The following is a 24,238-nucleotide window of genomic DNA, read 5'->3' on the forward strand; positions in this document are numbered from 1 at the left end:
CGACGTTGGATCCCGGTATACGACACGCGGCGGCCGATGCAATCGCACCGGCCGCCGCGACCGTTTTCGGACCCTTGCCGCGTTACTGCGGCCCCAGCTCCTGCGCGGACGTATCGGCGTCGTTGCCCTGCGCGACGAGCACGTGGATGTCGTTCGGCGTCACGTCGCCGATGCCGCCGGACGGAATGGTCAGAAGCAGCCAGTCGGCGTTGTTGCCGATGTTGACCGGCGCGGTCTTGAGGATCGGCGACTTGCTGCCGGCCGTCGTCACGACCACCTGGTAGGTGCCGCCGTTCAGGTAGACCGAATCCTGCGTCGTTGCCGGCACGGCATTCTGGTAGGCGGCGCCCGCCATCGTCGGGCTGACCGTCGTGATGTCGGTGCCCGGCGCCACGACGTACACGTCCACGTTCTGCGCATTCGGCGACGCGTTGAAGCTGCGCACGCGCGCCTTGTCGGACAGCAGCCCCTTGTCGTACGGATCGTCGATGACGGAGATCAGCGACGTCGTGCTCGGCAGCGCGATCGTCGTGTAATGGTGACCGTTCGCCGCGCTGAACGACTGGGACGCGATGGTCGTCGTCGTGCCCGATACGTCATAGCTCGCGGTCTGATTACCCGAATCGATGTCGTGATAGCGCGTCACGCCCTTGTAGGCGACGCCCGCCTGGTCGACCTTCGCATTCAGGTAGTAGTCGAGATTCGGGCCGGCCGGCACCGCGTTGATGAAGCGCGCCTGCGGCTTCGAGATGCCGAGTACGGTCCCGGCGTCGTCGCCGCCGCCGCATGCCGTGAGCATGGAAATGACCGAGCACAGGGCCACTATCGTTCGTATTGATTTCATGTCGTCCTCTCGTTCAGGAAACCTGTATTGCGATGCCGGACCGCCGCGGGAAGGATCGCGCGGGGCGCAGCGCCGGTTGGAAGGAAGTTGGCTGTCCGCCGGAGGGCGGGCGCGAGGATGACGCAATCGACGTGCCTGCGGGAAGACCAGGCGCGACGGACGCAGGCGGGCGCGCACTGGCCGGGATGGCGGCGCGAGGCGCGGGCGCGAACCGCGTGAGTGGCGGTTGTAAAAAGGGCGTGGCGCGTGCGATCGCTAACCGTGTGGCATAGGCAAGCACCAGTGCGCAGCCGGTCCCCATGCCCGCGGGCGGCCCGACGCATCCCGCGTGGCCAGCGCGCCGGGCGAAATGACATGCCGCACGAAAACGATGGCCGGCGACGGCTGTAATTCTTGCCGGGTTCGGCCATCGTTTAACCATTCGAAACAATGTGTTCACCGAAAGGGGCATGATCTCCGGCGATCGAGCAGGCATACTGTCGCCTATGTTGCTCAATGCGCGCCGAACGGCGTGCGCTTGCCCTCCATGTCCATTCCAGTCTCTTTTCGAACCGTGCGATGGTTGACCATTGCGGCTACTGCGTGCTTGCTCGCCGCGTGTTCGACCGCTTCCGACGTCACCACGACGTCGAACCCGAACGTATTCACCGTGACGACGCGCACGCTCGGCGTGTCGACGACATGGGCCGACGCCCACGCGAAGGCCGTCAGCGAAGCCACCAACTACTGCTCGCAGCGCGGGATGCGCGCGAGCGTGAAGCAGGAATCGCTGACCGGCGGACGCCGCGTCGACGCGCGCTCCGAACTCGCGTTCGAGTGCCATCCGACCTTCGAGACGGCGTCTAACCCGCGCGGTTGACCGGCCGGCGGCATGACTGCGCCGCCCGCGTTTTCCTTCCCCCGCATGGCAAACCGACCCGCGATGCCGTACCGGCACGTCGCGGGCCGGCGCACGTCCGGCGTCGGCCGGGCGGGTCAGGCCGGCTGCGCCTCGTACAGCTTCACGCACGCGGAGAAGTCGAGCGTGCCGAGCCCCTGCTGGCTCATCGACTGATAGAGCTGCTGCGCGAGCGCGCCCATCCACACCGGCTGATGCGCGCCGCGTGCGGCTTCCGTCGCGAGCCCGAGATCCTTCAGCATCAGGTTCGCCGCGAAGCCGCCCGCATAGCCGCGCGCGGCCGGCGCCGCGTCGCTCACGCCGGGGTACGGGTTGTAGGTGTCCGAGCTCCAGCAGCGGCCGGTCGACGTGTTGATGATGCCGGCCAGCACGGCCGGATCGATGCCGAGCGCGGCGCCGAGCGCCATCGCTTCCGCCACGCCCATCATCGAGATGCCGAGCAGCAGGTTGTTGCAGATCTTCGCGATCTGTCCGGTGCCGGTGCCGCCGCAGTGCACGACGTTCCTGCCCATGTCGAGCAGCACCGGGCGGATGCGCTCGAACAGCGGGCCGTCCGCGCCGACCATGAAGGTCAGCGTGCCGGCCTGCGCGCCGCCGGTGCCGCCTGACACGGGCGCGTCGGCGAGCGGGAGGTCGCGCCGCGCGGCGGCGTCGGCCACCGCGCGCACGGTGCCGGGGTCGATCGTGCTGCAGTCGACCAGCGTCGCGCCGGCGCGCGCGCCGGCCAGTACGCCGTCGTCGCCGAGGTAGACGGCGCGCACGTGCTGCGCGGCCGGCAGCATCGTGATGATCAACGCGCCGCGCGCGGCGGCGTCACGCGGCGACGCCGCCGCCGTCGCGCCCGCGCGCACCGCGGCGCCGACCGCGTTCGCATCGAGGTCGAACACCGTCAGCGCGTGGCCGGCCTTGAGCAGGTTGGCGGCCATCGGGCCGCCCATGTTGCCGAGTCCGATGAAGGCGATTTCCATGTCCGGGCTCCGTCGGCTCAGCGCAGCGCGATCGTCGTGTTCACGCCGCCGGCCGTCGCGTCGTCGTCGAACCAGCGCGCGGTGACCGTCTTGGTCTGCGTATAGAACTGCACGACCTGCTTGCCGTACGGGCCGAGATCGCCGAGCTTCGAGCCGCGCGAGCCGGTGAAGCTGAAGTAGGGCACCGGCACCGGAATCGGGATGTTGATGCCGACCTGGCCGACGTCGATTTCGCTCTGGAACTTGCGCGCGGCCGCGCCGCTCTGCGTGAACAGGCCCACGCCGTTGCCCATCGGGTTGCGGTTGACGAGCGCGATCGCCTCGTCGAGCGTGTCTGCTTCCATCACGACCACCACCGGCCCGAAGATTTCCTCCTTGTAGATCGACATGTCGGTCGTCACGCCCGAGAAGATCGTCGGGCCGACGAAATTGCCGTGCTCGTAGCCGGGCACCTTCACGTCGCGGCCGTCGAGCAGCAGCGTCGCGCCTTCGTTCACGCCGGCGTCGATCAGCGACAGGATGCGTGCCTTCGCCGCCTTCGACACAACCGGACCGACGTCGGTGCCGGCTTCGGCGCCCGCGTTGACCTTCAACGCCTTCGCCTTTTCGACGAGATCGGGCAGCCAGTCGCGCGCCTGGCCGACGAGCACGACGACCGACGTCGCCATGCAGCGCTGGCCGGCCGCGCCGAAGCCCGCGCCGACGAGCGCGTTGATCGACTGCTCGCGATGCGCGTCGGGCAGCACGACCGCGTGATTCTTCGCGCCCATCATCGACTGCACGCGCTTGCCGTGCTGGCTGCCGAGGTTGTATACATGCGTGCCGACGCGCGTCGAGCCGACGAACGAGATCGCCTTGATGTCCGGGTGCGTGCACAGGCGGTCGACCACCGTCTTGCCGCCGTGCACGACGTTCAGCACGCCTTGCGGCACGCCGGCCTCGATCGCGAGTTCGACGAGCTGCATCGTCGACAGTGGGTCCTGCTCGGACGGCTTCAGCACGAACGTGTTGCCGCACACGATCGCCATCGGGAACATCCACAGCGGGATCATGCCGGGGAAGTTGAACGGCGTGATGCCCGCGCACACGCCGATCGGCTGGCGCAGCGTGTAGGTATCGACGCCGCCCGCGACGTTCTCCGCGAATTCGCCTTGCTGCAGCGTGCCGATCGAGCACGCGTGCTCGACCACTTCGAGGCCGCGGAAGATGTCGCCCTGCGCGTCGGGCAGCGTCTTGCCTTGTTCGGCCGTCAGCGTGTGCGCGATCCGTTCGAGATTGCGGCGCACGAGATCCTGGAACTTCAGCATGATGCGCAGCCGCGCGCCGATCGGCGTCGTCTTCCAGGTCTGGAACGCGCGCTGCGCGGACGCGATCGCGGCATCGACCTCGTCGAGCGTCGCGTACGGCACGCGGCCGATCACTTCCTGCGTCGCGGGGTTGACGATGTCGCCCCATTCGGCGCTTTGCGAATCGACGAACGCGCCTTCGATCAGCAGCTTGGCGGTGGGCAGGGCGAGGGTGGTCTGGGGGACTGCGGCGTTCATGGCATGCTCCGGGGAAACGGTGTGACGATGAAAAAGGGGCTGCGTCCGCCGCGCGCGCAGGCACGGCGGGCGGCAGGTCGAACTGAAATCGAATGAATGCGGGCGCTGCGAGCCGGTCGGCTTACGTCCGCGCCGGACGCATCAGCGCGGTACAAGCAAGCGCGAACACGCCGAAGCCGACGAGATACGCGATCACGTAGTGCGGCTGGCCGCCGCCGGCCTTGAGCAGCGACGTCGCGATCATCGGCGCGAAGCCGCCGCCGATCACGCCGGCGAGCTGCACCGACAGCGAGATGCCGCTGTAGCGGATTTCCGCGGGAAACTGCTGCGCGAACAGCAGCGATTCCGGCGCATAGAGAATCGGGAACACGACGCCGAGGCCGAGCACGATCGCCCACCACGCGGTCGACGTCTGCTGCGTGCCGAGCATCATGAAGAACGGCGCGGCGAACGCGCACATCAGCACGAGGCCGATCGCGAACATCCGGCGCTGGCCGATGCGGTCGCTCAGATGCCCGCACAGCGGCATCGTCACGAGCGACAGCGCGGCGCCTGCCGTGATCGCGTGCAGCATCTCGGCCTTCGGCAGATGCAGCTGCTGCGTCGCGTAAGCGAGCGCGAACGTGACGACCATGTAGAACCACGTGTTCTCGGCGGCGCGCGCGCCGACGATCGTCAGCACTTCGCGCGGATGGCGGCGCAGCGCGGCCGTCACCGGCGATTTCTCGGCCTTGCCCTGGCGCTGCATCTTCTCGAAGTCGGGCGACTCGGGCACCTTCGCGCGGATGAACCAGCCGAGGCCGACGAGCGCGATGCTCGCGAGGAACGGCACGCGCCAGCCCCACGACAGCATGTCGGCTTCCGGCAACGCGGCCACCGCGGCCATCGCCACCGACGACAGGATCAGGCCGAGCCCGACGCCCGTCTGCGGCAGGCTGCCGAACAGCCCCTTGCGGCCTTTGGGCGCGTGCTCGACGGCCATCAGCACCGCGCCGCCCCATTCGCCGCCCACCGCCATCCCCTGCAGGAAGCGCATCGCGATCAGCAGCGCGGCGGCCCAGTAGCCGATGCTGTCGTACGACGGGATCAGCCCGATGATCATGCTCGGCACGCCCATCAGCAGCAGCGTGATCATCAGCATCGACTTGCGGCCGATGCGGTCGCCGAAGTGGCCGAACACGATGCCGCCCATCGGTCGCCCGATGAAGCCGACCGCGAACGTGCCGAACGCGGCGAGCGTGCCGACGACCGGGTCCAGCGACGGGAAGAAGATGCGGTTGAACACGAGCGCGGCGGCCGTGCCGTACAGGAAGAAGTCGTACCACTCGATCGTGGTGCCGGCCATGCTGGCCCAGCCGGCCAGCAGGTGGTGCTTCGCGGTGCGCTCGGGCGCCGGCGTCGCGATGGTCGCATGCTCGTCGAGGGTGGATCGGGTCTGCATGGTGTCTCCGGTTTTATTGCCCGCGGCTCATGGTCCGCAGGTCACGGTCGAGTATAGTTATGCGCGGATTCATGATGTACCGACAAAGAAACCGGTTGGATGTGCATTTATGCATATCGACGGCCGGCCCGGAGACGCCCGCCTTTTTCCCCTCGCCGATGCGACATGCCACCGAGCCGGTTTCCGGCAACCTGAACTGGGACGACCTGCGCTTTTTCCTCGAAGTCGCGCGCACGCAGCGCGCGAGCGGCGCGGCGAAGCGTCTCGGCGTCGACTACACGACCGTCGCGCGGCGCATTCGCGCGCTCGAGGCCGCGCTGGGCACGCTGCTGTTCGACAAGTCGCGCTCCGGCGGCTTCACGCTGACGGCCGAAGGACAGCGGCTCGTCGCGTATGCGGACGCGATGGAGACGACCGTGCAATCCGCGTGCGATCAGGTCGCGAACACCGGCGAGGCGCTGTCGGGCCACGTGCGGATCGGCTCGACCGAAGGGTTCGGCTGCTTTTTCCTCGCGCCGCAGCTCGCGCGGTTCCGCGCCGCGCATCCGCACGTGACGGTCGATCTGCTGCCGGTGCCGCATTTCGTCAACCTGCCCAAGCGCGAGGCCGATCTCGCGATCACGCTCGAGCGGCCCGAGCGCGGGCCTTATGTGGTCACGAAGCTGTGCGACTACCAGTTGCGGCTCTATGCGACGCGCGACTATCTGGCGAACCACGCGCCGATTACCTGCACGGACGATCTCGCGCGGCACGCGTTCATCAGCTACGTCGACGATCTCGCGTTCAGCAACGAGCTGCTGTACCTCGATCGCGCGGTGCCCGGCGCGACGGCCGGGTTGCGCACGACGAGCGTGATCGCGCAGGTTTTCGCGGCGCTGCAGGGCGGCGGCCTCGCGATCCTGCCGTGCTTCATCGCGGCCACGCAGCCGGCGCTGGTGCCCGTGCTGCCGAACGACGTGGTCGTCACGCGATGTTTCTGGCTGACGTGCCGCGAGGATCTGCGCAAGCTGCGGCGCGTGACCGCGCTGTGGGATTACCTGCGCGCGGCGGCGGATGCGAACCGTGCGTTGCTGGCGGGGGAGTCGGGGGCGCTGAGGTTCGTCGGCGAGCCGGCATAGCGGGTTGCACGCGCGTCGCGACGGCGGCGCGATCGACATGACCGACGTGGATGACGAAACAGCCGGCGGCGAATTCGACCGGCTATCGGGGGAAAGGGAGATGGCTTTGACACATGCGGGCAAGGTTTTCGTGGTGTGCGTGGTCGTATTCGGCGTGGCCGCTTACTGGCTCGCGTCGCGCATGGTGCGCCGCCAGACGGGCGGCAAGCGTGGCTCCGGCGGCGCGGTCGCGTTCTGGTGGCTCGTGTGTTTTTGCCTGGTGTCGCTGTTGTTCCCGTTCGCGTACTGGATCGGCGACGAGATTTACGCGCTCGCGGTGTCGCCGACGTACGAAGCGACCGTCGTGTCCTACCAGTCGGAGTGGGACACCTGCGAGCGCCGCGAAAGCTCGGGGCGAACCTCTTCGTACCGGTGCATCAAGTACACGTCGATCCTGGAAGCCGTGATGCCGAATGGCGAGCGCATCGTGCTGCCCGGCAACATCCGCTCGGGCGCCGTGCCCGAAATCGGCGAGAAGGTCGATGTCGTGTTGCCGCAAGGGGCGCGTCAACTGCACGAGCGCAGCGTGCGCAGTATCGGCCTGCTGGCCGGCGGCGCGGTGATGGTCGCGATCATCGGGTATTTCGTCTATCTGATCGCGGCGTACGGGGGCGGGAAGAAAATCGACGGCGCGGCCCGCTTCGGCATGGCGGCGGTGGTGAACGGGCTCGTGCCGCTCGGCGCGCTGCTGATGGAAATCGCATTCCTGAGCGTGCCGTACCGTTACTGGGTGCACGGGAATCCGCAGCAATGGCCGGTTTGGGTGCTCGCGCTGGGCATGCTGTTCGCGCTGGCGCTGCTGCCGTTGCTGCTGCTCTATGCGCGGGCCGCATGGCGGGCGGTCGTGAAGTAACGGCGCCCCGTCGCCTCGCGGTCGCGGCGCGGGGGGCGGCCGCGCCGCCGGTAGTCAACCCGGGCAGCCCAGCCGATCGGCGAGTTCGTTCAGATCCCTGACGTCGAAATCCCACGCGTCGTCGGCCTGCAGGTCGGTCGTCTGGCCGGGCCCGTGCTCGGTCGGCCGCAGCACGAACGCGGTCGACAGCCCGAGCCGGCGCGCGGCGGCCAGATCGCCGTTGTGCGCGGCCACGAGGCACAGCTCGGCCGGCGCGAGGCCGAGAATCTCGACCGCTTCGGTATAGACGGCCGGCGACGGCTTGTACGCGCGGGCGACCTCGGCGCCGAGAATCGCGTCCCACGGCAGCCCGCCGTGTTTCGCGACGTCGACCATCAGCCGGATGTTGCCGTTCGACAGCGGCGCGATGATGTAGCGCTGCTTCAGCCGGTGCAGCCCGGCGACGGAGTCGGGCCACGGATCGAGCCGGTGCCATGCGAGATTGAGCGCATCGATGTCGGCATCGGGCGCGTCGACGATCCCGAAACGGTCGAGCGTGCGCACGAGGTTCTCGCGATGCAGCACGTCGAGCCGCACGTAGCGGCGGCGTCCGCTGCGGATTTCTTCCATCGACGGCGAATATTCGGCGCGCCACGCGTCGGCGAACGCGAACGGGTCGAGCGTCGGCGCGTGACGCTCCAGGAATGCGGCGGCGCCGCGCGCGACGCCGCTTCTCCAGTCGACGATCGTTCCGAAGACATCGAAAACGAGCGCCTTGATTTCGGCAGGGTTCGTCATGGTGATCGAGTGAAGGTCGTTCGATGAGGGGTCACACCGCCGTGCCGCCGGATGGCGTGGCGCCGGTTCGATCGACATTGAATCACGGATACGAAAACCCGGCCCGGGAGGGCGCGGTGCGTGGCTCGCGCGCCGGTCGCGCGGGAGCCGGCGCGCGGCGGCCGGCCGGACGGTACCGGCTGACGCGCGCGCCGAACCTCGACTGGGGCCCGGTGCGTTCAGACGGTCAGTGCCGCTTGCGGACCTGCACCTGCACCTTCCCGTCGCGAATCGGCATCACGTCCGGGCTGTCGTCGCCGACTTCGCTGGCGATCAGGTCGTTCAGGCGGCCGTTCATCGCGAGCAGCAATTCGCCGTGCTGCTTCCTGTCCATCGCGAGATTGCGCATCTCGCCCGGATCGCTCGCGATGTCGAACAACTCGACGTCGTTGCGCGCGAACAGATCCTCCATCGTCGTCGGCCGGTTGAATTCGAGCGGCGAGAAATAGCGCGTGAAGCGGTAGCGGCCGTCGAACACGCTGCGGATCGTGCCGCGCAACCGGAAGTCCGGCTGCTGCGCGAGCGCGCGGCGCAGCCGTTCATCCTCCGGCACGCCTTTCTGCCGCAGCGTGCCGAGTTCCTTCAGCATCCATTCGCTGTCGTAGTACAGCAGCATCGCGTAGTTGAACAGCGTCGCATCGCGCGCAGCGTCGCATCGCGCGCCGCGCCGTTTCGCGTCCGCCGGTTTCGCGAGCCAGCGCGTGAGGTCGTGCCCCTTCAACGCGCTGCCGCGGATCGTCGCGAGCCGCGCGGCGTCGAGGCCGGTGAGTCCGAGCAAGGTCGGCGCGATGTCGATGTGCGACGTCAGCGCATCGCACTGCATGCCGCCCGGATACGCGGGATGCCGGATCACGAGCGGCACGTGATTCTGCGGCTGGTACGCGGCCGCGCCCTTGCCGACGAGCTGGTGCGCGCCGACGTGGTCGCCGTGGTCGGCCGTCATCACGACGATCGTGCGTTCGTCGAGCCCGAGCGACCGCAGCGTCTGCAGCAGGCGCACGACGTGCGTGTCGCAATCGCGGATGCAGTTGAAGTAGTTGTCCTGATAGAGGCGCACGCGTTCGTCGGTGAACGGGTAGCGCCCGACGAGGTTCGCATGCGCGGCGTTGAACATGCCGTGCGCGGGCGGCCGCCCCGGCTCGTCGTACGGCTGCCGCCGCGACGCCGCGAGCGGCACGTCGCGCCATGACGTGCGGTACAGCGCGTCGTTCGGCGGCGGCGCGTTGCCGAGCATCGGGTGGTTCGCATCCTGCACCGTCGAGCCGTTCGTGTCGGTGTTCACGAACATCGCGTCGTGCGGGTTCACGAGATTCACCGCGAGGAACCACGGCCTGCCTTCCTTCGCGAGGCGCGGCGCATGGTTGCGCATCCAGCTCACCGCGGCCTCGGCCGTGAGCCCGTCGTACTGGTAGCCGCCGCGCACCATGCCGATCAGGTCGCCCACGCCGAAGTAGTCGTCGAAGCCGTACGCGCGGATCGTGCGGTTGTAGTCGGCCACGGGCGCCGTGTACGGGCTCGCGGTCTCGTGCATCGACGCGCTCAGGTGCCACTTGCCGAGATACGCGGCGTAGTAGCCGGCATCGCGCAGCATGTGGCCGACGGTGCGTATGTCCGGCGACATGTCCTGTTGCCAGGGCAGGCCCGCGTTGTCGAGCACGCCGGTGTGCTGGATGTGCTGCCCCGTATAGACCGTCGAGCGCGACGGCGAGCACACGCATGCGGCGATCTGGTGATGCATGAACGTGATGCCGTCGCGGCGCAGCGCTTCGCGGCCGGGCACCGGGAACGGCCAGCGGTCGAAGTGGCGTTCCTGGTCGGTCAGGATGAACAGGATGTTGTAGCCGGCGGGCGGGGTGGCGGGCGCCGTTGCGGCGCCGCGCAAGCCGGGATCGACGGCTGAGGCGGTCGCGGCGGCCGCGGTACCGGCGGCCGGGGCGGCCGACGGCGGGTTCGCGGCCAGCGCATCGGCGCCGATGCCGGCCGACGCGACGGCCGCACCGGCCAGCTTGAGGAACCGACGCCGCGCGGTGGGCTCGGTGGCGGGGGCGTCCTGATCGTCTTTCACGTCGGCTGTCTCCTGGTCATGCACGGCTCGTGCCGGGGGTTTTCATGCCGACGACTATGCGGCAGGATCGCGTATCGATCGATGAAAGATCAGGGTCGATCGATAACCTGACGAACATGAATGACGGAGACGCCCGTGATCCTCGACCCCCGCGGCCCGGCCGGCCGCACGCGACCGGACCCGCTCGCGCCGCCCGGCGCGCCGGCCCACGAGCAGCGCATCGCGCAGGCGCTGCGGCGGCTGCGTGTGCGCGACATGGAAACGCTCGATACGCTCGGCCGCACACGCAGCTTCGCGCGCACGGCCGAGGCCGCGTCGATCACGCAGCCGGCGCTGTCGAAATGGCTGCGCGAGCTCGAGGACTCGCTCGGGCTGCCGCTGTTCGAGCGCACGTCGCGGCGGGTCGCGCCGACGGCATACGGCGATGCGCTGCTCGAACGCATCGGCCGCGTGCTGACCGACATGCGCGGCGTCGCACCCGCGTTCGACGCGTTGCGGACCGGCGCCGGCCGACCGGTGTCGATCGGCCTGCTGCCGAACATGGCGCCGCAACTGATTCCGGGCGCGCTCGCGTGGCTGCGGGAAGCCGGCCGCCCCGTACAGCTCAACGTGCGGGAAGACACGCTCGACCGGATGCTCGTGCAGGCGCGGCGCCACGAGCTCGACCTGCTCGTGTGCCGGCTCGACGCGTCGGCGTTGAGCGCGGGGCTCGCCGTCGCGCCGTTGTACCGCGACGACATGATCGTCGTGTGCGGGCCGCGCCATCCGTTGCTCGGGCGTGCGCGGATCGGCTGGCGCGACGCCGCCGCGTTTCCGTGGATCGCGCCGCCGTTCGGTTCTCCCGCGCGCACGGCGCTCGATGCCGAGTTCGCGAAGGCCGGCCTGGCGCCGCCGGCCGTGCTGATGGAGTCGGTGTCGTGGCAGACCAACCGCGCGGTCGCCGACCAGTCGCCGTGCCTGTTCGTGCAGTCGGCCCGCGCGTTCGACCTCGCCGCGCGGGCTGGCGAGCGCGTCGGCCGGCTGCCGCTGAAGTTGTCGACGATGCCGGAGACGGTCGGTGCGTTGTATGCGGCGCCGGCGAGCGTGTCGGTCGCCGCGGCGATCGACGCGCTGAGCGCGGTGACGCGCACGCATCCTGGCGCGGACGACCGACCGGCGACGGAGCGGGGCACGGACACATTCTGACGGATCGTTTTCGGAGAACGCGCGCGCGGCCTTCGTGCGGTGCAGCAACCTGGCGGCGAACCGTTCGCCGCTGGCGGGGGCGGCGCGGCAACCGAGCGTATCCCCTGATGGAAGCAGGTATGCCGATCGTCACGGATTGGTGTTAAATAGATTTCGGCGCGCCCTCGCTCGGCGCGCAAACGGGGCGCACCGGGCATCGGCGTAAACCCGAGGCGGAACAGGGCACGAAATATCGAAAACGAATCGGGCGCATCAGACCCGGTCGGACAGACGGCAGGATTCACTTTGAATACCGAACCGCAAAGTTCTCGTTACAGCCTCGGGCTCGCCGCGGAAGTGCTCGCATCCGAGCAGAGCGTGCTGAGGCTGATCACACGCAACACGCCGCTGCCGGAACTGTTGGTCGAGGTTTGCCGGCGTGCCGAGGCTTTGCTCGGCGACGGCGCGTCGTGCACGATCCTGCTGCTCGATACGGACGGCATGCACGTGCGCGTGGGCGCGGCGCCGTCGTTGCCCGCGCAGTACAGCGCGGCGATCGACGGCGCGACGATCGGGCCCGCGGCCGGCTCGTGCGGCACCGCGATGTACGAGCGCCGGATGGTCACCGTCGAGGACATCGAAACCGATCCGCTATGGGCCGACTACCGCGCGATCGCGTTGCCGCTGGGCTTGCGCGCGTGCTGGTCGGTGCCGTTTCTCGACGATGCGGGCGCCGTGCTCGGCGCGTTCGCCGTCTATCACCCGCGGCCGTGCCGGCCCAGCGACGAGGAAACCGCGCTGTTGCGCGATATCGGCAACAGCGTCGGCCTCGCGGTGCATCAGGACCGGATCGCGCGCCAGCTCGCGCGCAGCGAGGAACATCACCGGCTCGTCGTCAACAGCCTGAGCGAGGGCATCCTCGTCGTCTCGCGCGACGGCGTCGTGATCGCGAGCAATCCGAGCGCGAACCGGATGATGCGCGTGAAGGGCGAGCTCGTCGGCCGCCGGCTGTCGACGGTGATCCTGCGCAAGCTGCGCGAGGACGGCACGCCGATCGAGCCGCACGACTGGCCGAGCCGGCGCGCGCTCGAGACGGCCACGCCGATGCTCGACTATACGGTCGGCTTCGGTCTCGCGGACGGCGACATCATCTGGGTGCGCGGCAACGCGGTGCCGATCGTCAGGCCGGGCGACACGCAGGCCGATTCGGTGCTCGTATCGTTCAACGACATCGGCCCCGTGCGCGAAGCGCAGCAGCAGTTGCGCTACATGGCGACCCGCGACGCGCTGACGGGCCTCTACAACCGCCGCTGGCTCGGCGACCGCATGCGCGAGCTGTTCGGCGTGCCCGACGCGGCGGGCGGGCCCGCGCGCGTCGCGATCCTGTTCATCGATCTGGTCGGCTTCAAGAAGGTCAACGACACGGCCGGCCACGACGCGGGCGACGCGCTGCTGCGCAGCGTCGCGTCGCGGCTCGCGGCCTGCGCGGACGGCCGCTACGCGCTCACGCGCGTCGGCGGCGACGAGTTCGTGATCCTCGTCGACGACTGCGACGATCCCGACCGTCTCGCGGTGCTCGCGCGCGAGGTGATCGACGCGATCGCGAAGCCGTTCGCGATCGCGAACAACGAATACTGGCTCGGCGTATCGATCGGCATCAGCGTCGCGCCGCGCGACGGCGACGATGCGGTGACGCTGATGCGCAACGCCGATTCGGCGATGTACGACGCGAAGCAGCGCGGCCGCAACCACTTCACGTTCTTCACCGCGCAGCTCAACCTGCGGCTGCAGCGCCGCTTCGCGATCGAGCAGTCGCTGCGGCGCGCGCTGGCGTCGGACACGCTGCGGCTCGCGTATCAGCCCGTCATCGATGCGCGCAGCGGCCGCACGGTCGGCGCCGAGGCGCTGCTGCGCTGGACGAGCCCCGAGCTCGGGCCGATGTCGCCGGCGGAATTCATTCCGGTCGCGGAAGATACGGGGCTGATCGTCGCGATCGGCCAGTGGGTGCTCGAAACCGCGTGCCGGCAGGCCGCCGAGTGGCGCCGCACGATCGCGCCGGACCTGATGCTGGCCGTCAACCTGTCTCCGCGGCAGTTCCACGAGGGGCTCGTCGAATCGGTCGGCCGCTGTCTCGCGCAAACGCGGCTCGACCCGTCCGCGCTGGAACTGGAGATCACCGAAGGCGTGCTGATGAACGACACGGACACCGTGCTGCCGATGCTCGAAGCGCTCACCGACATGAACGTGCGGATTTCGGTCGACGATTTCGGCACCGGCTATTCGTCGCTCGCGTACCTGAAGCGCTTTCCGCTGCACAACCTGAAGGTCGACCGCTCGTTCGTGTCGGGCGTGCCCGATCATCACGACTCGGTCGCGATCACACAGGCGGTCGTCGCGATGGCGCATTCGCTCGGGATGAAGGTCACGGCCGAGGGCGTCGAGACGCAGGCGCAGTCGTGGTTCCTGCAGCAGATCGGCTGCGACATGCAGCAGGGCTACCTGTTCAGCCGACCGCTGGACGCGGGCGACTACGCGCGCCGGCTCGGCGCGGCCTGAGCGCGGCGCGTTCGCCGGTTGCAGCCGCTACCGAGCGTCGAACCCGCCGGCGCCCGGCGGCGTCGACGACGGATCGATCTCGACCCGGTTCTTGCCCGCGTGCTTCGCGCGATAGAGCGCGCGGTCGGCCGCCTCGATCAGGACGGTCGTCGGCAGGCCGGGTGCGGGCACGATGCTCGCGCCGCCGATGCTGATCGTCACGGTCTGGTTGCCCGTCGACGAATGCGCGTGCCGCAGTCGCAGCCCCTCGACCGCGAGCCGGATCTTCTCGCCGAGCAGCCGCGCGGCGCCGGGCGACGTGCCGGGCATCACGACCGCGAATTCCTCGCCGCCGAAACGCGCGGCGAGATCGCCCGATTGCCCGAGGCAGCGCTCGATCGTCGACGCGATCTGCTTGAGCACGCTGTCGCCCGACACGTGCCCGTACGTGTCGTTGTACAGCTTGAAGTTGTCGACGTCGATCATCAGCAGCGACAGCTCGCTGCGCTCGCGCGCGCCGCGCCGCCACTCGGCGGCCAGGTATTCGTCGAGATAGCGGCGGTTCGACAGCCCGGTCAGGCCGTCGGAGTGCGTGAGGCGCCGCAGTTCGAGATTGGCCTCGAGCAGTTGCTGCTGCGACTGCCGCAACGCGCGATAGGCCTCGTCGCGCTGCAGCAGGTTCAGGTACGAGCGCGAGTGGTAGCGGATGCGCGCGACCAGCTCGATGCGATCGGGCAGCTTGACCAGATAGTCGTTCGCGCCGGACGCGAACGCGGCGCTCTTGATCACCGGTTCTTCCTGCGTCGACAGCACGATGATCGGCACGTCACGCGTGGCCGGGTTCGCGCGGTACGCCCGCACGAGGCTCAGCCCGTCGGTGCCCGGCATCACGAGGTCCTGCAGGATCACGGTCGGGCGCGTCTCGATCGCGGCGGCCATCGCGTCGTCCGAGCGCGGGCAGTAGTGGAAGTCGATGCCTTCCTCGTCGACGAGCGCGCGCCGCACGGCTTCCGCGACGATCGTCTGGTCGTCGACCAGCAGCACCATCGCCGGCGCGTCGGCGGGCGACGCGCTCGGGCCGCCGGGCGGGCGAGTCAGGTCAATCGTCATGGTCGATGCGGGTTGTTGCGGTTGTTGCAGGAGCAGGCATGGGTGTTGCACGTGGTCATCGTCGGGCTCAGATACGCGCGAGCGCGGCCAGTTCGCCCGCGATGCGCCCGAGCGGCAGGATCGCGCGCGCCGCGCCGAGCGTCGCGGCCGCCTTCGGCATCCCGTACACGGCGCTCGTCGCTTCGTCCTGCGCGATCGTATGGTAGCCCTTCATCCGCAGCGCCTTCAGGCCGATCGCGCCGTCGCGGCCCATCCCCGTCAGCAGCACGCCGATCACGCGGCCCGGCCAGTGCTCGGTCAGGCTGTTGAAGAACACGTCGACCGACGGGCGATACGGCGTGGCGGCCGGTTCCCGCGTGTATTCGAGCGTGCCGGCGCGCGTGACGCGCAGGTGATCGTCGGTCGCCGCGAGCAGCGCGACGCCCGGCTGCGGGCGGTCGCCCGCGCGGGCGACGCGCACGGTGAGCCGGGTCTGGCCGTCGAGCCATTGCGCCATGCCTTCGGCGAACGCGCGATCGACGTGCTGCACGATCACGATCGGCGCATTGAAATCGGCCGGCAGGCTGCCGAGGATCGACGCGAGCGCGCCGGGGCCGCCGGCCGATGCGCCGATCGCGACCAGCGGGCCGCCGCCGGTGCGTGCGGCCGCGCCGGCGATGCGCGCGCCGCCCGGCGCGTCGAGCAGGTGGCCGATCTGGTCGATCTTCGCGAGCAGCAGTTTCGTCGTGTCGCCGGCCGCGCCGTCGCCGAGCCGCGGCGTGTCGACCGCGTCGAGCGCACCGGCGCCCATCGCCTCGAACACGCGCCACGCGTTCGCGCCAATGCAGCTCGTCACGATCAGGATCGCGCATGGCCGTTCGGAACGCATGATCCGGCGGGTCGCCTCGATCCCGTCGCATTTCGGCATGATCAGGTCCATCAGGACGATGTCGGGCGGCTGCGTGGCGCACAGTTCGACGGCTTGCGCGCCGTCGGTCGCGACCCACAGCACGCGGTGCTCGGGCCGTCGCGCGATCGCGCGGCGCATCGCCTCGACGGCTAGCGGGAGGTCGTTGACGATGCCGATGTTCACAAGCGGAATTCTCCGGTCGGTTCGTGGTGTTGGAGCTGGGCCGGGTTCATGGAGGGGGCAGCCTGTTCGGCGCGGCCGAACGGCATCGGCGGCCGGACGGCGCGGCGTTCTTTTCGGTTGGCGACGCCCGAATGCTGTCATGCGGCGCGGGCGGCGGCAATCGAAAAATTTGCGCATTGCGCCGTTTCAGTACGTTTCCTCTATGGCGATGCCGCATTGCGTGCCAGCGGGCCAGTCGATCCTGTCCCGGCAGGCCGCGAAAGTCCGCATGTTACCGTGCCGGCATCGACAAAAAGAAAGGAGGGAACCGGATGACCGCGCCCGAAACCGTACTCGTCAGCCGCGCTCCATACGCGCCGATCGTGATCGAGCAGGACGGCCGTTTGCTGTACCGAATCCACATCGAGAGCGGGCACGCGTCGTTCCACCGCGATTTCCCGGTCGAACCCGACGCGGTGCGCGTGCTGCGCGACGATGCCGAGCGCTACTACTTCCTGTTCGCCGCGCTTCACCATCCGTATCAGCTGCGCGCGACGAACCTCTCCGACGCGGAGCGCGAGCGCCATTTCGGCACGATCCTGTTTGCCGGCCGCGACGAGGTCGAAGCCTTCATGACGGAACGCGATCGCGCGAGCAACGGCGCGGTGGCGAACCTGCTGAGGATCTTCACGCAGGCCGATTACCGGCAAATGCGCGAGGGCCGGTGGTTCGGCGTGGGCGCGGGCACGCCGGCCGCGTAGCGGGCCGTACCGCGCATCGGGCAGCGGCCGCGCCGCCGCGCCGTCAATGGCTGCGCGCGTAGCCCTGTATCAGCGCGCGCATCATTCCCTCGACCGTCGCATCGCGCAGGTCGTCTTCCTGCTCCGCTTCCTCGACGAGCGCGGCATAGGCGGTCGCGAGCGTCACGCGGTCGACTTCATGGCGTTGCTCCATCAGCGTCACCATCCCGTCCTTCGCCAGATGGGCGGAGAACGCGCGGCTGCCGATGGTCTGGAATACGTCAATCATGGCGGCTCTCCCGTACGTTGCCGATGCTTTCCAGTGTAGTCGGCGTGCCGCGGCCGCGCCACGCGGGCGGGCCGGCACGCCCGATTCATCGGATGAAAGGCGGCCGACACACGGTGCGCGCACGGTGTGCCGCTTCAACGTTTACCCGAACCTGCAAATTGTCGACTTTTTATCGATAAAGTCTCGTGTTAGATTTCGCCGTCCGAGCCCGATGCAAACCGGGCCGGCCGCGCGCGGCCGACGTGCCGCGCGTCCCCAGACACGAGGAGGAGAAATGCTGGTGCTGATTGGGGTGCCGATCGTCGTGATCGGCTTCGCGCTGCGCTTCAATGCGCTGCTGGTGGTCACGATCGCGGGGCTCGCGACGGGGCTGGCGGGCGGGCTGAATCTCGTCGACATCGTCAGCGCGTTCGGCAAGGCGTTCACCGAGAACCGCTACATGGGGCTGATCTGGCTCACGCTGCCGGTGATCGCGCTGCTCGAGCGCAACGGGCTCAAGGAGCAGGCGAAGCGGATGATCTCGCGGGTGCAGGCGGCCACCACGGGCCGCGTGCTGATGCTGTACTTCGTGCTGCGCCAGGGGACGGCCGCGCTCGGCCTCACGTCGCTCGGCGGTCACGCACAGATGGTGCGGCCGCTGATCGCGCCGATGGCCGAGGCCGCCGCGGTCGGCCGGCACGGCGAGTTGCCCGAGTCGGTGCGCCAGCAGATCCGCGCGCATGCGTCGGGCGCCGACAACGTCGCCGTGTTCTTCGGCGAGGACATCTTCATCGCGATCCAGTCGATCCTGCTGATCAAGGGCTTTCTCGAACAGAACGGCATCTCCATCGAGCCGCTGCACCTGTCGGTGTGGGCGATCCCGACCGCCGTCGCCGCGCTGCTGATTCACTGCACGCGCCTCGCGCTGCTCGACCGCCGGCTTGCGCGCGGCTTCGGCCTGGTGAAGCAGGAGGGCGCGCGATGATCGGCCTCGAATCGCTGTACACGCTCGCGGGCCTGATGTTCGCCGCGTTCGCGTACTTCAACCTGACGGACCGCACGAACCCGCGTCGCGTCGTCAATTTCGCGTTCTGGGCCATTTACGCGGTCACGTTCCTGTTCGGTGCGCTGCTGCCGCATTTCGTGACGGGCTGCCTCGCGATCGCGCTCGCGGTGATCGCCGGTTCGGGCAAGCTTGGCCGCGGCCAGTCCGACGAGGCGGGCGGTGCGGCGGCGGTGCGGCGCGAGACGCTCGCGCAGCGGTTCGGCAACCGGCTGTTCCTGCCCGCGCTGCTGATTCCGGTCGTCACGCTGATCGGCACGTTCGCGCTGAAACTCCTGCCGTTCGTCGAGCCGAAGAGCGTGACGCTGATCTCGCTCGTGCTCGGCACGATCGTCGCGTTCGTCGTCGCGCTCGCGATGCTGCGCGATTCGCCCGTGCATGCGCTGAAGGAAGCGCGCCATACGATGGACGCGGTCGGCTGGGCTGCGATCCTGCCGCAGATGCTCGCGGCGCTCGGCGCGCTGTTCGCGGTCGCGGGCGTCGGCGGCGTGGTGTCGGGGCTCGTGAAGGAGTGGGTGCCGATCGATTCGCCGTTCGCCGTGGTCGCGGCCTACACGGTCGGCATGGCGCTGTTCACGATGATCATGGGCAACGGCTTCGCCGCGTTTCCGGTGATGACGGCCGGCATCGGGCTGCCGTTGATCGTCCATCAATTCCACGGCAATCCGGCGATCATGGGCGCGATCGGGATGCTGAGCGGCTTCTGCGGTACGCTGATGACGCCGATGGCCGCGAACTTCAACATCGTGCCCGCGGCGCTGCTCGAACTGAAGGACAAGAACGGCGTGATCAAGACGCAGTGGCCGACGGCCGTGCTGCTGCTGGCCGTGAACACGCTGCTGATGTACGCGTTCGTATTCCGCTTCTGATTCGATGGAAGAGATCCTCATGACCGACCGACTCACCCCCGAACTCGCGTCGAAATTCGCGTCGCTCGCGCTCGCGCACCTGACTCGCGAATATCCGAACAAGCTCACGCACGCGCTCGAGGGGCCGCACGACGTGCAGGGCCCGCGCGCGCTGCACCCGATCTTCTACGGCAGCTACGACTGGCACTCGTGCGTGCACGGCTACTGGCTCGTGCTGCGCGTGCTCGAACGCTACCCGGCATTGCCGGAGGCCGAGCGCATCGTCGCGATCGTCGATGCGCACTTTACCGACGCGAACGTCGCCGGCGAGCGCGCGTATCTCGCGCTGCCGCACAACGCGGGCTTCGAGCGGCCGTATGGCTGGGCGTGGCTGCTCGCGCTCGCCGCGCAACTCGAGCGGCTTGCGCTGAAGGGCGCGCTGCCGCAGGCCGCGCGCTGGGCGAAGACGATGGCGCCGCTGGCCGACCTGTTCGTGTCGCGCTTCGAGACTTTCCTGCCGAAGGCGACCTATCCGCTGCGCGTGGGCACGCATTTCAACACCGCGTTCGCGCTGGCGCTTGCGCTCGATTTCGCCCGCGACACGCAGCGCGACGGGCTCGCCGCGCTGATCGTCGATACCGCGAAACGCTGGCACCTGAACGACGTCGCGTGCCAGGCGTGGGAGCCGTCGGGCGACGAATTCCTGTCGCCCGCGCTGATGGAAGCCGAACTGATGCGACGCGTGCTGCCGGCCGCCGAATTCGACGGCTGGTTCGCGCGCTTCCTGCCCGATCTCGCGCGCGGCGAGCCGGCGACGCTGTTCGAGCCGGCGACCGTCAGCGACCGCAGCGACGGCAAGATCGCGCACCTCGACGGGCTGAACCTGAGCCGTGCGTGGTGCCAGCGGTCGCTGGCCGGCGCGCTGCCGCACGGCGATGCGCGGCGCGCGAAGCTGCTCGACGCGGCCGACCGGCATCTCGCGAGCGCGCTCGCGCATGTGGCCGGCGACTACATGGGCGAGCACTGGCTCGCGACGTTCGCGTTGCTCGCGCTGGACGCGTAGCGCGCCCCAGGCGTTCGTGGGGCGCGCTTGCCTTTGCGTCGCATGCAACACCGCTTTCCATGTCAGGGCCGACGCGCGGCGGCGACGACTCGCTACACTGCCGTACCGGTTGGACGGGCCCCGGCATCAGGCCCCCGAGCAAGGAGACAAAAGAGGATGGACACCCCACGCGCAGCGGTCGTCACGTACCGCGGCAATGCGATCGAGAACACGCACGTCGCCCATGTGGCGGTCGTCGATGCACGCGGCCGGCTGCTGGCCCGGTTCGGCGATCCGTTCCGGATGACGCTCGCGCGGTCGGCGGCCAAGCCGGCCCAGGCGCTGTCGGTGATCGAGACGGGCGCGCCGGAGCGCTTCGGCTTCGACGACGCGGACATCGCGCTGATGTGTGCATCGCACAGCAGCGAGGACCGTCACATCGAACGCACGCGCGCGATGCTCGCGAAGGTCGCCGCGCACGAAGCGGATCTGCGCTGCGGCGGCCATCCGCCGTTGTCCGACGCGGTGTACCGTTCATGGATCAAGCGCGACTACACGCCGACCGGCGTATGCAGCAACTGTTCGGGCAAGCATGTCGGGATGCTGGCCGGCGCGCAGGCGATCGGCGCGGCGATCGCCGATTACCATCTGCCCGACCATCCGATGCAGGTGCGCGTGAAGCAGGTGGTGGCCGATGCGTGCGGCCTGCGCGACGACGAAGTCGTCTGGGGTATCGACGGCTGCAACCTGCCGACGCCGGCGTTTTCGCTGGATCGGCTGGCGCGCCTGTACGCGTCGCTGGCCGACGGCGCGGACGCGGTGGAAGCGGGCGGTGCCCACGTGACGGACCGGATCCGCGCACTGGCGCGCATTCATCGCGCGATGACCGCCCATCCGGAACTGGTCGCCGGCGAAGGACGCTATTGCACGGTGCTGATGAACGCGTTCGGCGGGCAGGTGGTCGGCAAGCTCGGCGCGGATGCGTGCTACGGGATCGGCGTGCGCGCGTCGGAACGCACGCGGCAACTCGGCGCGGATGGCGCGCTCGGCATCTCGGTGAAGATCGAGGACGGCAATCTCGACGTGCTGTATATGGTCGTCAGCGAAATCCTCGAGCGGCTGCAGATCGGCACGGCCGAGCAGCGTGCGCAACTGGCCGGCTTCCACCGCCCGCCGATGCTCAACACGCAGGGCGTCGAGTTCGGGCACGCGACGTTCCCGTTCGAATTGCAGGCGGCCTGAGCGCGGTTACCGCGCCGATGCCGCCGGCCCGTGACCCGGGCATGCGCATCGGCGCGCGCTACGCGCGGGCGTCGCGAATCCTCGCGAGTTCGCGCGCCGACAGCTCGCCGATCTGCGCGAGGTGTTCCACCAGAAAGTCCTTCAGCACGCGCAGCTTCGCCGAGCTGCGCCGGTTCGCCAGATACGCGATGTAGATGTATTCGCCGGTCAGCCGGTTCTGCAGCCGGTGCCGCGGCAGCACGGGTTCGAGCTCGCCGCTCGCGAGCAGGTCACGCACCAGCCAGATTTCGAATTCCGCGATGCCGAGCCCCGCGCAGGTCGCTTCCAGCAGCAGCTCCGAATGGTCGGTGACGAGATTGCCGGCCGGCAGCACGCTGTGCCGCGCATCGCCGCTCACGAGCTCCCAGCGCGGATCGCCTTCCGGGTGCACGTAGCGCAGGCAGTTGTGGTGCTTCAGGTCGTCCGGCGTCGCCGGGCGCCCGCAGCGGTCGAGATAGCCGGGCGTCGCGCACAGGATGCTGTCGTTGCGCGACAGCCGGTGGACGACCAGGTTGTCCAGGTAGTTCTCGCCTTCGTGGATGTCGAGATCGAAGCCGCCGGCCACGAGGTCGTTGTGGTTGTCGGTCAGGCGCACGTCGAGCTGGATCGTCGGATAGCGCGCCAGAAACGGTGCGATCAGCGGCGCGAGATGACGGCGGCCGAACGCGACGGGCGCGGTGAGCTTCAGCGGGCCGCTCGGCTGCGCATTCAGCTCGGCGACGACACGCAGCGTGTCGTCGAGATCGGCGATCAGCGTGACCGCGCGTTCCAGGTAGATATGGCCGGCTTCGGTGAGCGTCACGCTGTGCGTCGAGCGGTGCAGCAGCGCGACGCCGAGTGCCTCCTCGATCGCCGTGACCTTGCGCGCGACGGTGGACGTCGACACGTGCATCTCCTTCGCCACCGCCGAAAAACTCCCCGTTTCGACCACGCGCACGAACGCGCGCATCGCGCCGAGGTGATCGATGCCGGTTTCTCTCGCACCTTTTTTCATTCGATTCTCGCTGTTGCGTCCCACGCAAAACCGCTTTCGATAATACAGAAGCGAGCTTGTTTTTGCAAAGGCATAGAATGCGAACCCGTCGCGTCGGCAAGCGGCGGCCGGCGAGCGGCACGAGACATTTCAGGAGGGCACGATGGCAGAAAGCGGCTTCCGCGTCGAAGCGGATCTTTTAGGGAAACGAAGCATTCCGGCTACCGCGTATTACGGCGTCCATACGCTGCGCGCGAAAGAGAATTTCGACATTTCGGGCCGCACCATCGCGTCGCTGCCGTACCTCGTGATGGCGCTCGCGGCCGTGAAGGAAGCGGCGGCCGACGCCAATTGCGAACTCGGTCTGCTGCCGCGGCCATACCGCGACGCGATCGCCGCGGCGTGCGTCGAGATCCGCGAAGGGCGGCTGCACGACCAGTTCGTCGTCGACATCATCCAGGGCGGCGCCGGCACGTCGACCAACATGAACGCGAACGAGGTGATCTGCAACCGCGCGCTCGAAATCATGGGGTACGCACGCGGGCAGTACGAATATCTGCATCCGAACGAGCACGTCAATCTCGCGCAGAGCACCAACGACGTCTATCCGACCGCGATCCGGATCGCGACGTGCTTCGCGGTCGAGCACCTGCTCGAGGCGATGGCGCGGCTGCGCGATGCCTTCGCGGAGCGCGCCGACGCGTTTGCCGGCTTGCTGAAGCTCGGCCGTACGCAGTTGCAGGACGCGGTGCCGATGACGCTCGGCCAGGAATTCTCGACCTACGCGGTGATGCTGACGGAAGACATCGCGCGGCTGCAGGAGGCCGGCTGGCTGATTCGCGAGATCAACCTCGGCGCGACCGCGATCGGCACGGGCATCACCGCGCATCCGGAGTACGCGGAGAAGGCGCTGGCCGCGCTGCGCCGCATCACCGGGCTCGACCTGAGCACCGCGCCGAACCTGATCGAGGCGACGCAGGATTGCGGCGCGTTCGTCCAGGTGTCGGGCGTGCTCAAGCGGATCGCCGTCAAGCTGTCGAAGATCTGCAACGACCTGCGGCTGCTGTCGAGCGGCCCGCGCGCGGGCTTCGGCGAGATCAACCTGCCGCCCGTGCAGGCCGGCTCGTCGATCATGCCCGGCAAGGTGAATCCGGTGATCCCGGAGGTCGTCAATCAGGTCGCGTTCGAGGTGTTCGGCAACGACGTGACCATCACGTTCGCGGCCGAGGCCGGCCAGCTTCAGCTCAACGCGTTCGAACCGGTGATCGCGAGCGCGCTGTTCCGCAGCTTCAGCCATCTGACGGCCGCCTGCACGACGCTCGCGCAGCGATGCGTGAGCGGCATCACCGCGAATCCCGAACGGCTGCGCGAAACGATGGAGCGCTCGGTCGCGCTCGCCACCGCGCTGAATCCGTACATCGGCTACAAGCGCGCGACCGCCGTGGCCGCCGAAGCGCACGCGACCGGCAAGTCGATCCGCGAGGTCGTGCTGGCGCGCGAACTGATGACCGAGGCGCAACTCGACGAAGCACTGCAGCCCGAAGCGCTGATCCGGCCGCGCGTGTTCTGACGCCGGC

At 68.9% G+C, this 24,238-nt stretch carries 21 protein-coding genes; 11 read left to right on the forward strand and 10 right to left on the reverse strand.

What is annotated here, in order from left to right; genetic code table 11:
- Positions 1–82: 82 nt before the first annotated feature.
- Positions 83–844 (reverse strand): DUF4397 domain-containing protein, encoded by a 762-nt coding sequence (locus tag CFB52_RS20620; protein WP_059582525.1) that lies wholly within the window; start codon positions 842–844, stop codon positions 83–85.
- Positions 845–1,370: 526 nt separating this feature from the next.
- Here CFB52_RS20620 and CFB52_RS20630 point away from each other — a divergent pair.
- Entirely contained in the window at positions 1,371–1,703 is a 333-nt protein-coding gene (locus CFB52_RS20630) for a hypothetical protein (protein WP_060311159.1), read from the forward strand.
- Positions 1,704–1,819: 116 nt separating this feature from the next.
- On the opposite strand, the gene mmsB is transcribed toward CFB52_RS20630, so the two are convergent.
- From mmsB to CFB52_RS20645, 3 genes are all read right to left on the reverse strand, one after another.
- The gene (mmsB, locus tag CFB52_RS20635; protein ID WP_089465522.1) at positions 1,820–2,710 is read right to left on the reverse strand and encodes a 3-hydroxyisobutyrate dehydrogenase; all 891 of its coding nucleotides are present in this window, start codon (positions 2,708–2,710) and stop codon (positions 1,820–1,822) included.
- A gap of 17 nt (positions 2,711–2,727) precedes the next feature.
- On the reverse strand, positions 2,728–4,254 hold the full coding sequence (locus CFB52_RS20640; RefSeq protein WP_099317298.1) for a CoA-acylating methylmalonate-semialdehyde dehydrogenase: 1,527 nt from the start codon (positions 4,252–4,254) through the stop codon (positions 2,728–2,730).
- A 121-nt stretch (positions 4,255–4,375) separates the two neighbouring features.
- Positions 4,376–5,695, reverse strand: a complete 1,320-nt coding sequence (locus CFB52_RS20645) for an MFS transporter (protein WP_099317299.1) — start codon at positions 5,693–5,695, stop codon at positions 4,376–4,378.
- A 158-nt stretch (positions 5,696–5,853) separates the two neighbouring features.
- Between CFB52_RS20645 and CFB52_RS20650 the strand changes: the two genes are divergently transcribed.
- Positions 5,854–6,813, forward strand: coding sequence for a LysR family transcriptional regulator (locus CFB52_RS20650; protein ID WP_099317300.1), 960 nt, complete (start codon positions 5,854–5,856; stop codon positions 6,811–6,813).
- A gap of 100 nt (positions 6,814–6,913) precedes the next feature.
- On the forward strand, positions 6,914–7,705 hold the full coding sequence (locus tag CFB52_RS20655) for a hypothetical protein (RefSeq protein ID WP_059582510.1): 792 nt from the start codon (positions 6,914–6,916) through the stop codon (positions 7,703–7,705).
- Positions 7,706–7,759: 54 nt separating this feature from the next.
- On the opposite strand, the gene CFB52_RS20660 is transcribed toward CFB52_RS20655, so the two are convergent.
- Both CFB52_RS20660 and CFB52_RS20665 read right to left on the reverse strand, forming a co-directional pair.
- On the reverse strand, positions 7,760–8,482 hold the full coding sequence (locus CFB52_RS20660; protein WP_089465526.1) for a haloacid dehalogenase type II: 723 nt from the start codon (positions 8,480–8,482) through the stop codon (positions 7,760–7,762).
- Positions 8,483–8,708: 226 nt separating this feature from the next.
- On the reverse strand, positions 8,709–10,586 hold the full coding sequence (locus tag CFB52_RS20665) for a sulfatase-like hydrolase/transferase (protein WP_099317888.1): 1,878 nt from the start codon (positions 10,584–10,586) through the stop codon (positions 8,709–8,711).
- Positions 10,587–10,721: 135 nt separating this feature from the next.
- Here CFB52_RS20665 and CFB52_RS20670 point away from each other — a divergent pair, with 135 nt between their 5' ends.
- Positions 10,722–11,771: a LysR substrate-binding domain-containing protein gene (locus CFB52_RS20670; RefSeq protein ID WP_099317889.1), complete on the forward strand. Its 1,050-nt coding sequence runs from the start codon at positions 10,722–10,724 to the stop codon at positions 11,769–11,771.
- 285 nt (positions 11,772–12,056) lie between these two features.
- On the forward strand, positions 12,057–14,306 hold the full coding sequence (locus CFB52_RS20675; RefSeq protein WP_099317301.1) for a bifunctional diguanylate cyclase/phosphodiesterase: 2,250 nt from the start codon (positions 12,057–12,059) through the stop codon (positions 14,304–14,306).
- Positions 14,307–14,333: 27 nt separating this feature from the next.
- Here the strand turns inward: CFB52_RS20675 and CFB52_RS20680 are convergent, their stop codons facing one another.
- Together CFB52_RS20680 and CFB52_RS20685 are read right to left on the reverse strand one after the other, a co-directional pair.
- Positions 14,334–15,395: a diguanylate cyclase gene (locus CFB52_RS20680; protein WP_099317302.1), complete on the reverse strand. Its 1,062-nt coding sequence runs from the start codon at positions 15,393–15,395 to the stop codon at positions 14,334–14,336.
- A 67-nt stretch (positions 15,396–15,462) separates the two neighbouring features.
- Positions 15,463–16,467: a chemotaxis response regulator protein-glutamate methylesterase gene (locus CFB52_RS20685; protein ID WP_060311152.1), complete on the reverse strand. Its 1,005-nt coding sequence runs from the start codon at positions 16,465–16,467 to the stop codon at positions 15,463–15,465.
- Between the two features lie 311 nt (positions 16,468–16,778).
- On the opposite strand from CFB52_RS20685, the gene CFB52_RS20690 reads away from it, so the two are divergent.
- The gene (locus CFB52_RS20690) at positions 16,779–17,207 is read left to right on the forward strand and encodes a hypothetical protein (protein WP_059582492.1); all 429 of its coding nucleotides are present in this window, start codon (positions 16,779–16,781) and stop codon (positions 17,205–17,207) included.
- A 43-nt stretch (positions 17,208–17,250) separates the two neighbouring features.
- On the opposite strand, the gene CFB52_RS20695 is transcribed toward CFB52_RS20690, so the two are convergent.
- Positions 17,251–17,475 (reverse strand): hypothetical protein, encoded by a 225-nt coding sequence (locus CFB52_RS20695; RefSeq protein WP_050013757.1) that lies wholly within the window; start codon positions 17,473–17,475, stop codon positions 17,251–17,253.
- A gap of 274 nt (positions 17,476–17,749) precedes the next feature.
- Here CFB52_RS20695 and CFB52_RS20700 point away from each other — a divergent pair, with 274 nt between their 5' ends.
- The 4 genes from CFB52_RS20700 to CFB52_RS20715 all read left to right on the forward strand — a co-directional run bounded on the left by CFB52_RS20700 (position 17,750) and on the right by CFB52_RS20715 (position 21,649).
- The gene (locus CFB52_RS20700) at positions 17,750–18,439 is read left to right on the forward strand and encodes a DUF969 domain-containing protein (protein ID WP_059582489.1); all 690 of its coding nucleotides are present in this window, start codon (positions 17,750–17,752) and stop codon (positions 18,437–18,439) included.
- Positions 18,436–19,386, forward strand: coding sequence for a DUF979 domain-containing protein (locus CFB52_RS20705; protein ID WP_099317303.1), 951 nt, complete (start codon positions 18,436–18,438; stop codon positions 19,384–19,386). The genes CFB52_RS20700 and CFB52_RS20705 overlap by 4 nt, the downstream gene beginning before the upstream one ends.
- 19 nt (positions 19,387–19,405) lie before the next feature.
- Positions 19,406–20,428: a DUF2891 domain-containing protein gene (locus CFB52_RS20710; protein ID WP_059639264.1), complete on the forward strand. Its 1,023-nt coding sequence runs from the start codon at positions 19,406–19,408 to the stop codon at positions 20,426–20,428.
- A 156-nt stretch (positions 20,429–20,584) separates the two neighbouring features.
- The gene (locus CFB52_RS20715; protein ID WP_099317304.1) at positions 20,585–21,649 is read left to right on the forward strand and encodes an asparaginase; all 1,065 of its coding nucleotides are present in this window, start codon (positions 20,585–20,587) and stop codon (positions 21,647–21,649) included.
- 58 nt (positions 21,650–21,707) lie between these two features.
- On the opposite strand, the gene CFB52_RS20720 is transcribed toward CFB52_RS20715, so the two are convergent.
- Positions 21,708–22,682, reverse strand: a complete 975-nt coding sequence (locus CFB52_RS20720; RefSeq protein ID WP_059639266.1) for a LysR family transcriptional regulator — start codon at positions 22,680–22,682, stop codon at positions 21,708–21,710.
- A 142-nt stretch (positions 22,683–22,824) separates the two neighbouring features.
- Here CFB52_RS20720 and CFB52_RS20725 point away from each other — a divergent pair, with 142 nt between their 5' ends.
- On the forward strand, positions 22,825–24,231 hold the full coding sequence (locus CFB52_RS20725) for an aspartate ammonia-lyase (protein WP_059582478.1): 1,407 nt from the start codon (positions 22,825–22,827) through the stop codon (positions 24,229–24,231).
- The last annotated feature ends 7 nt before the right edge of the window (positions 24,232–24,238 follow it).

This window comes from Burkholderia sp. AU18528 (assembly GCF_002223215.2).
GTDB classification, from domain to species: domain Bacteria; phylum Pseudomonadota; class Gammaproteobacteria; order Burkholderiales; family Burkholderiaceae; genus Burkholderia; species Burkholderia semiarida.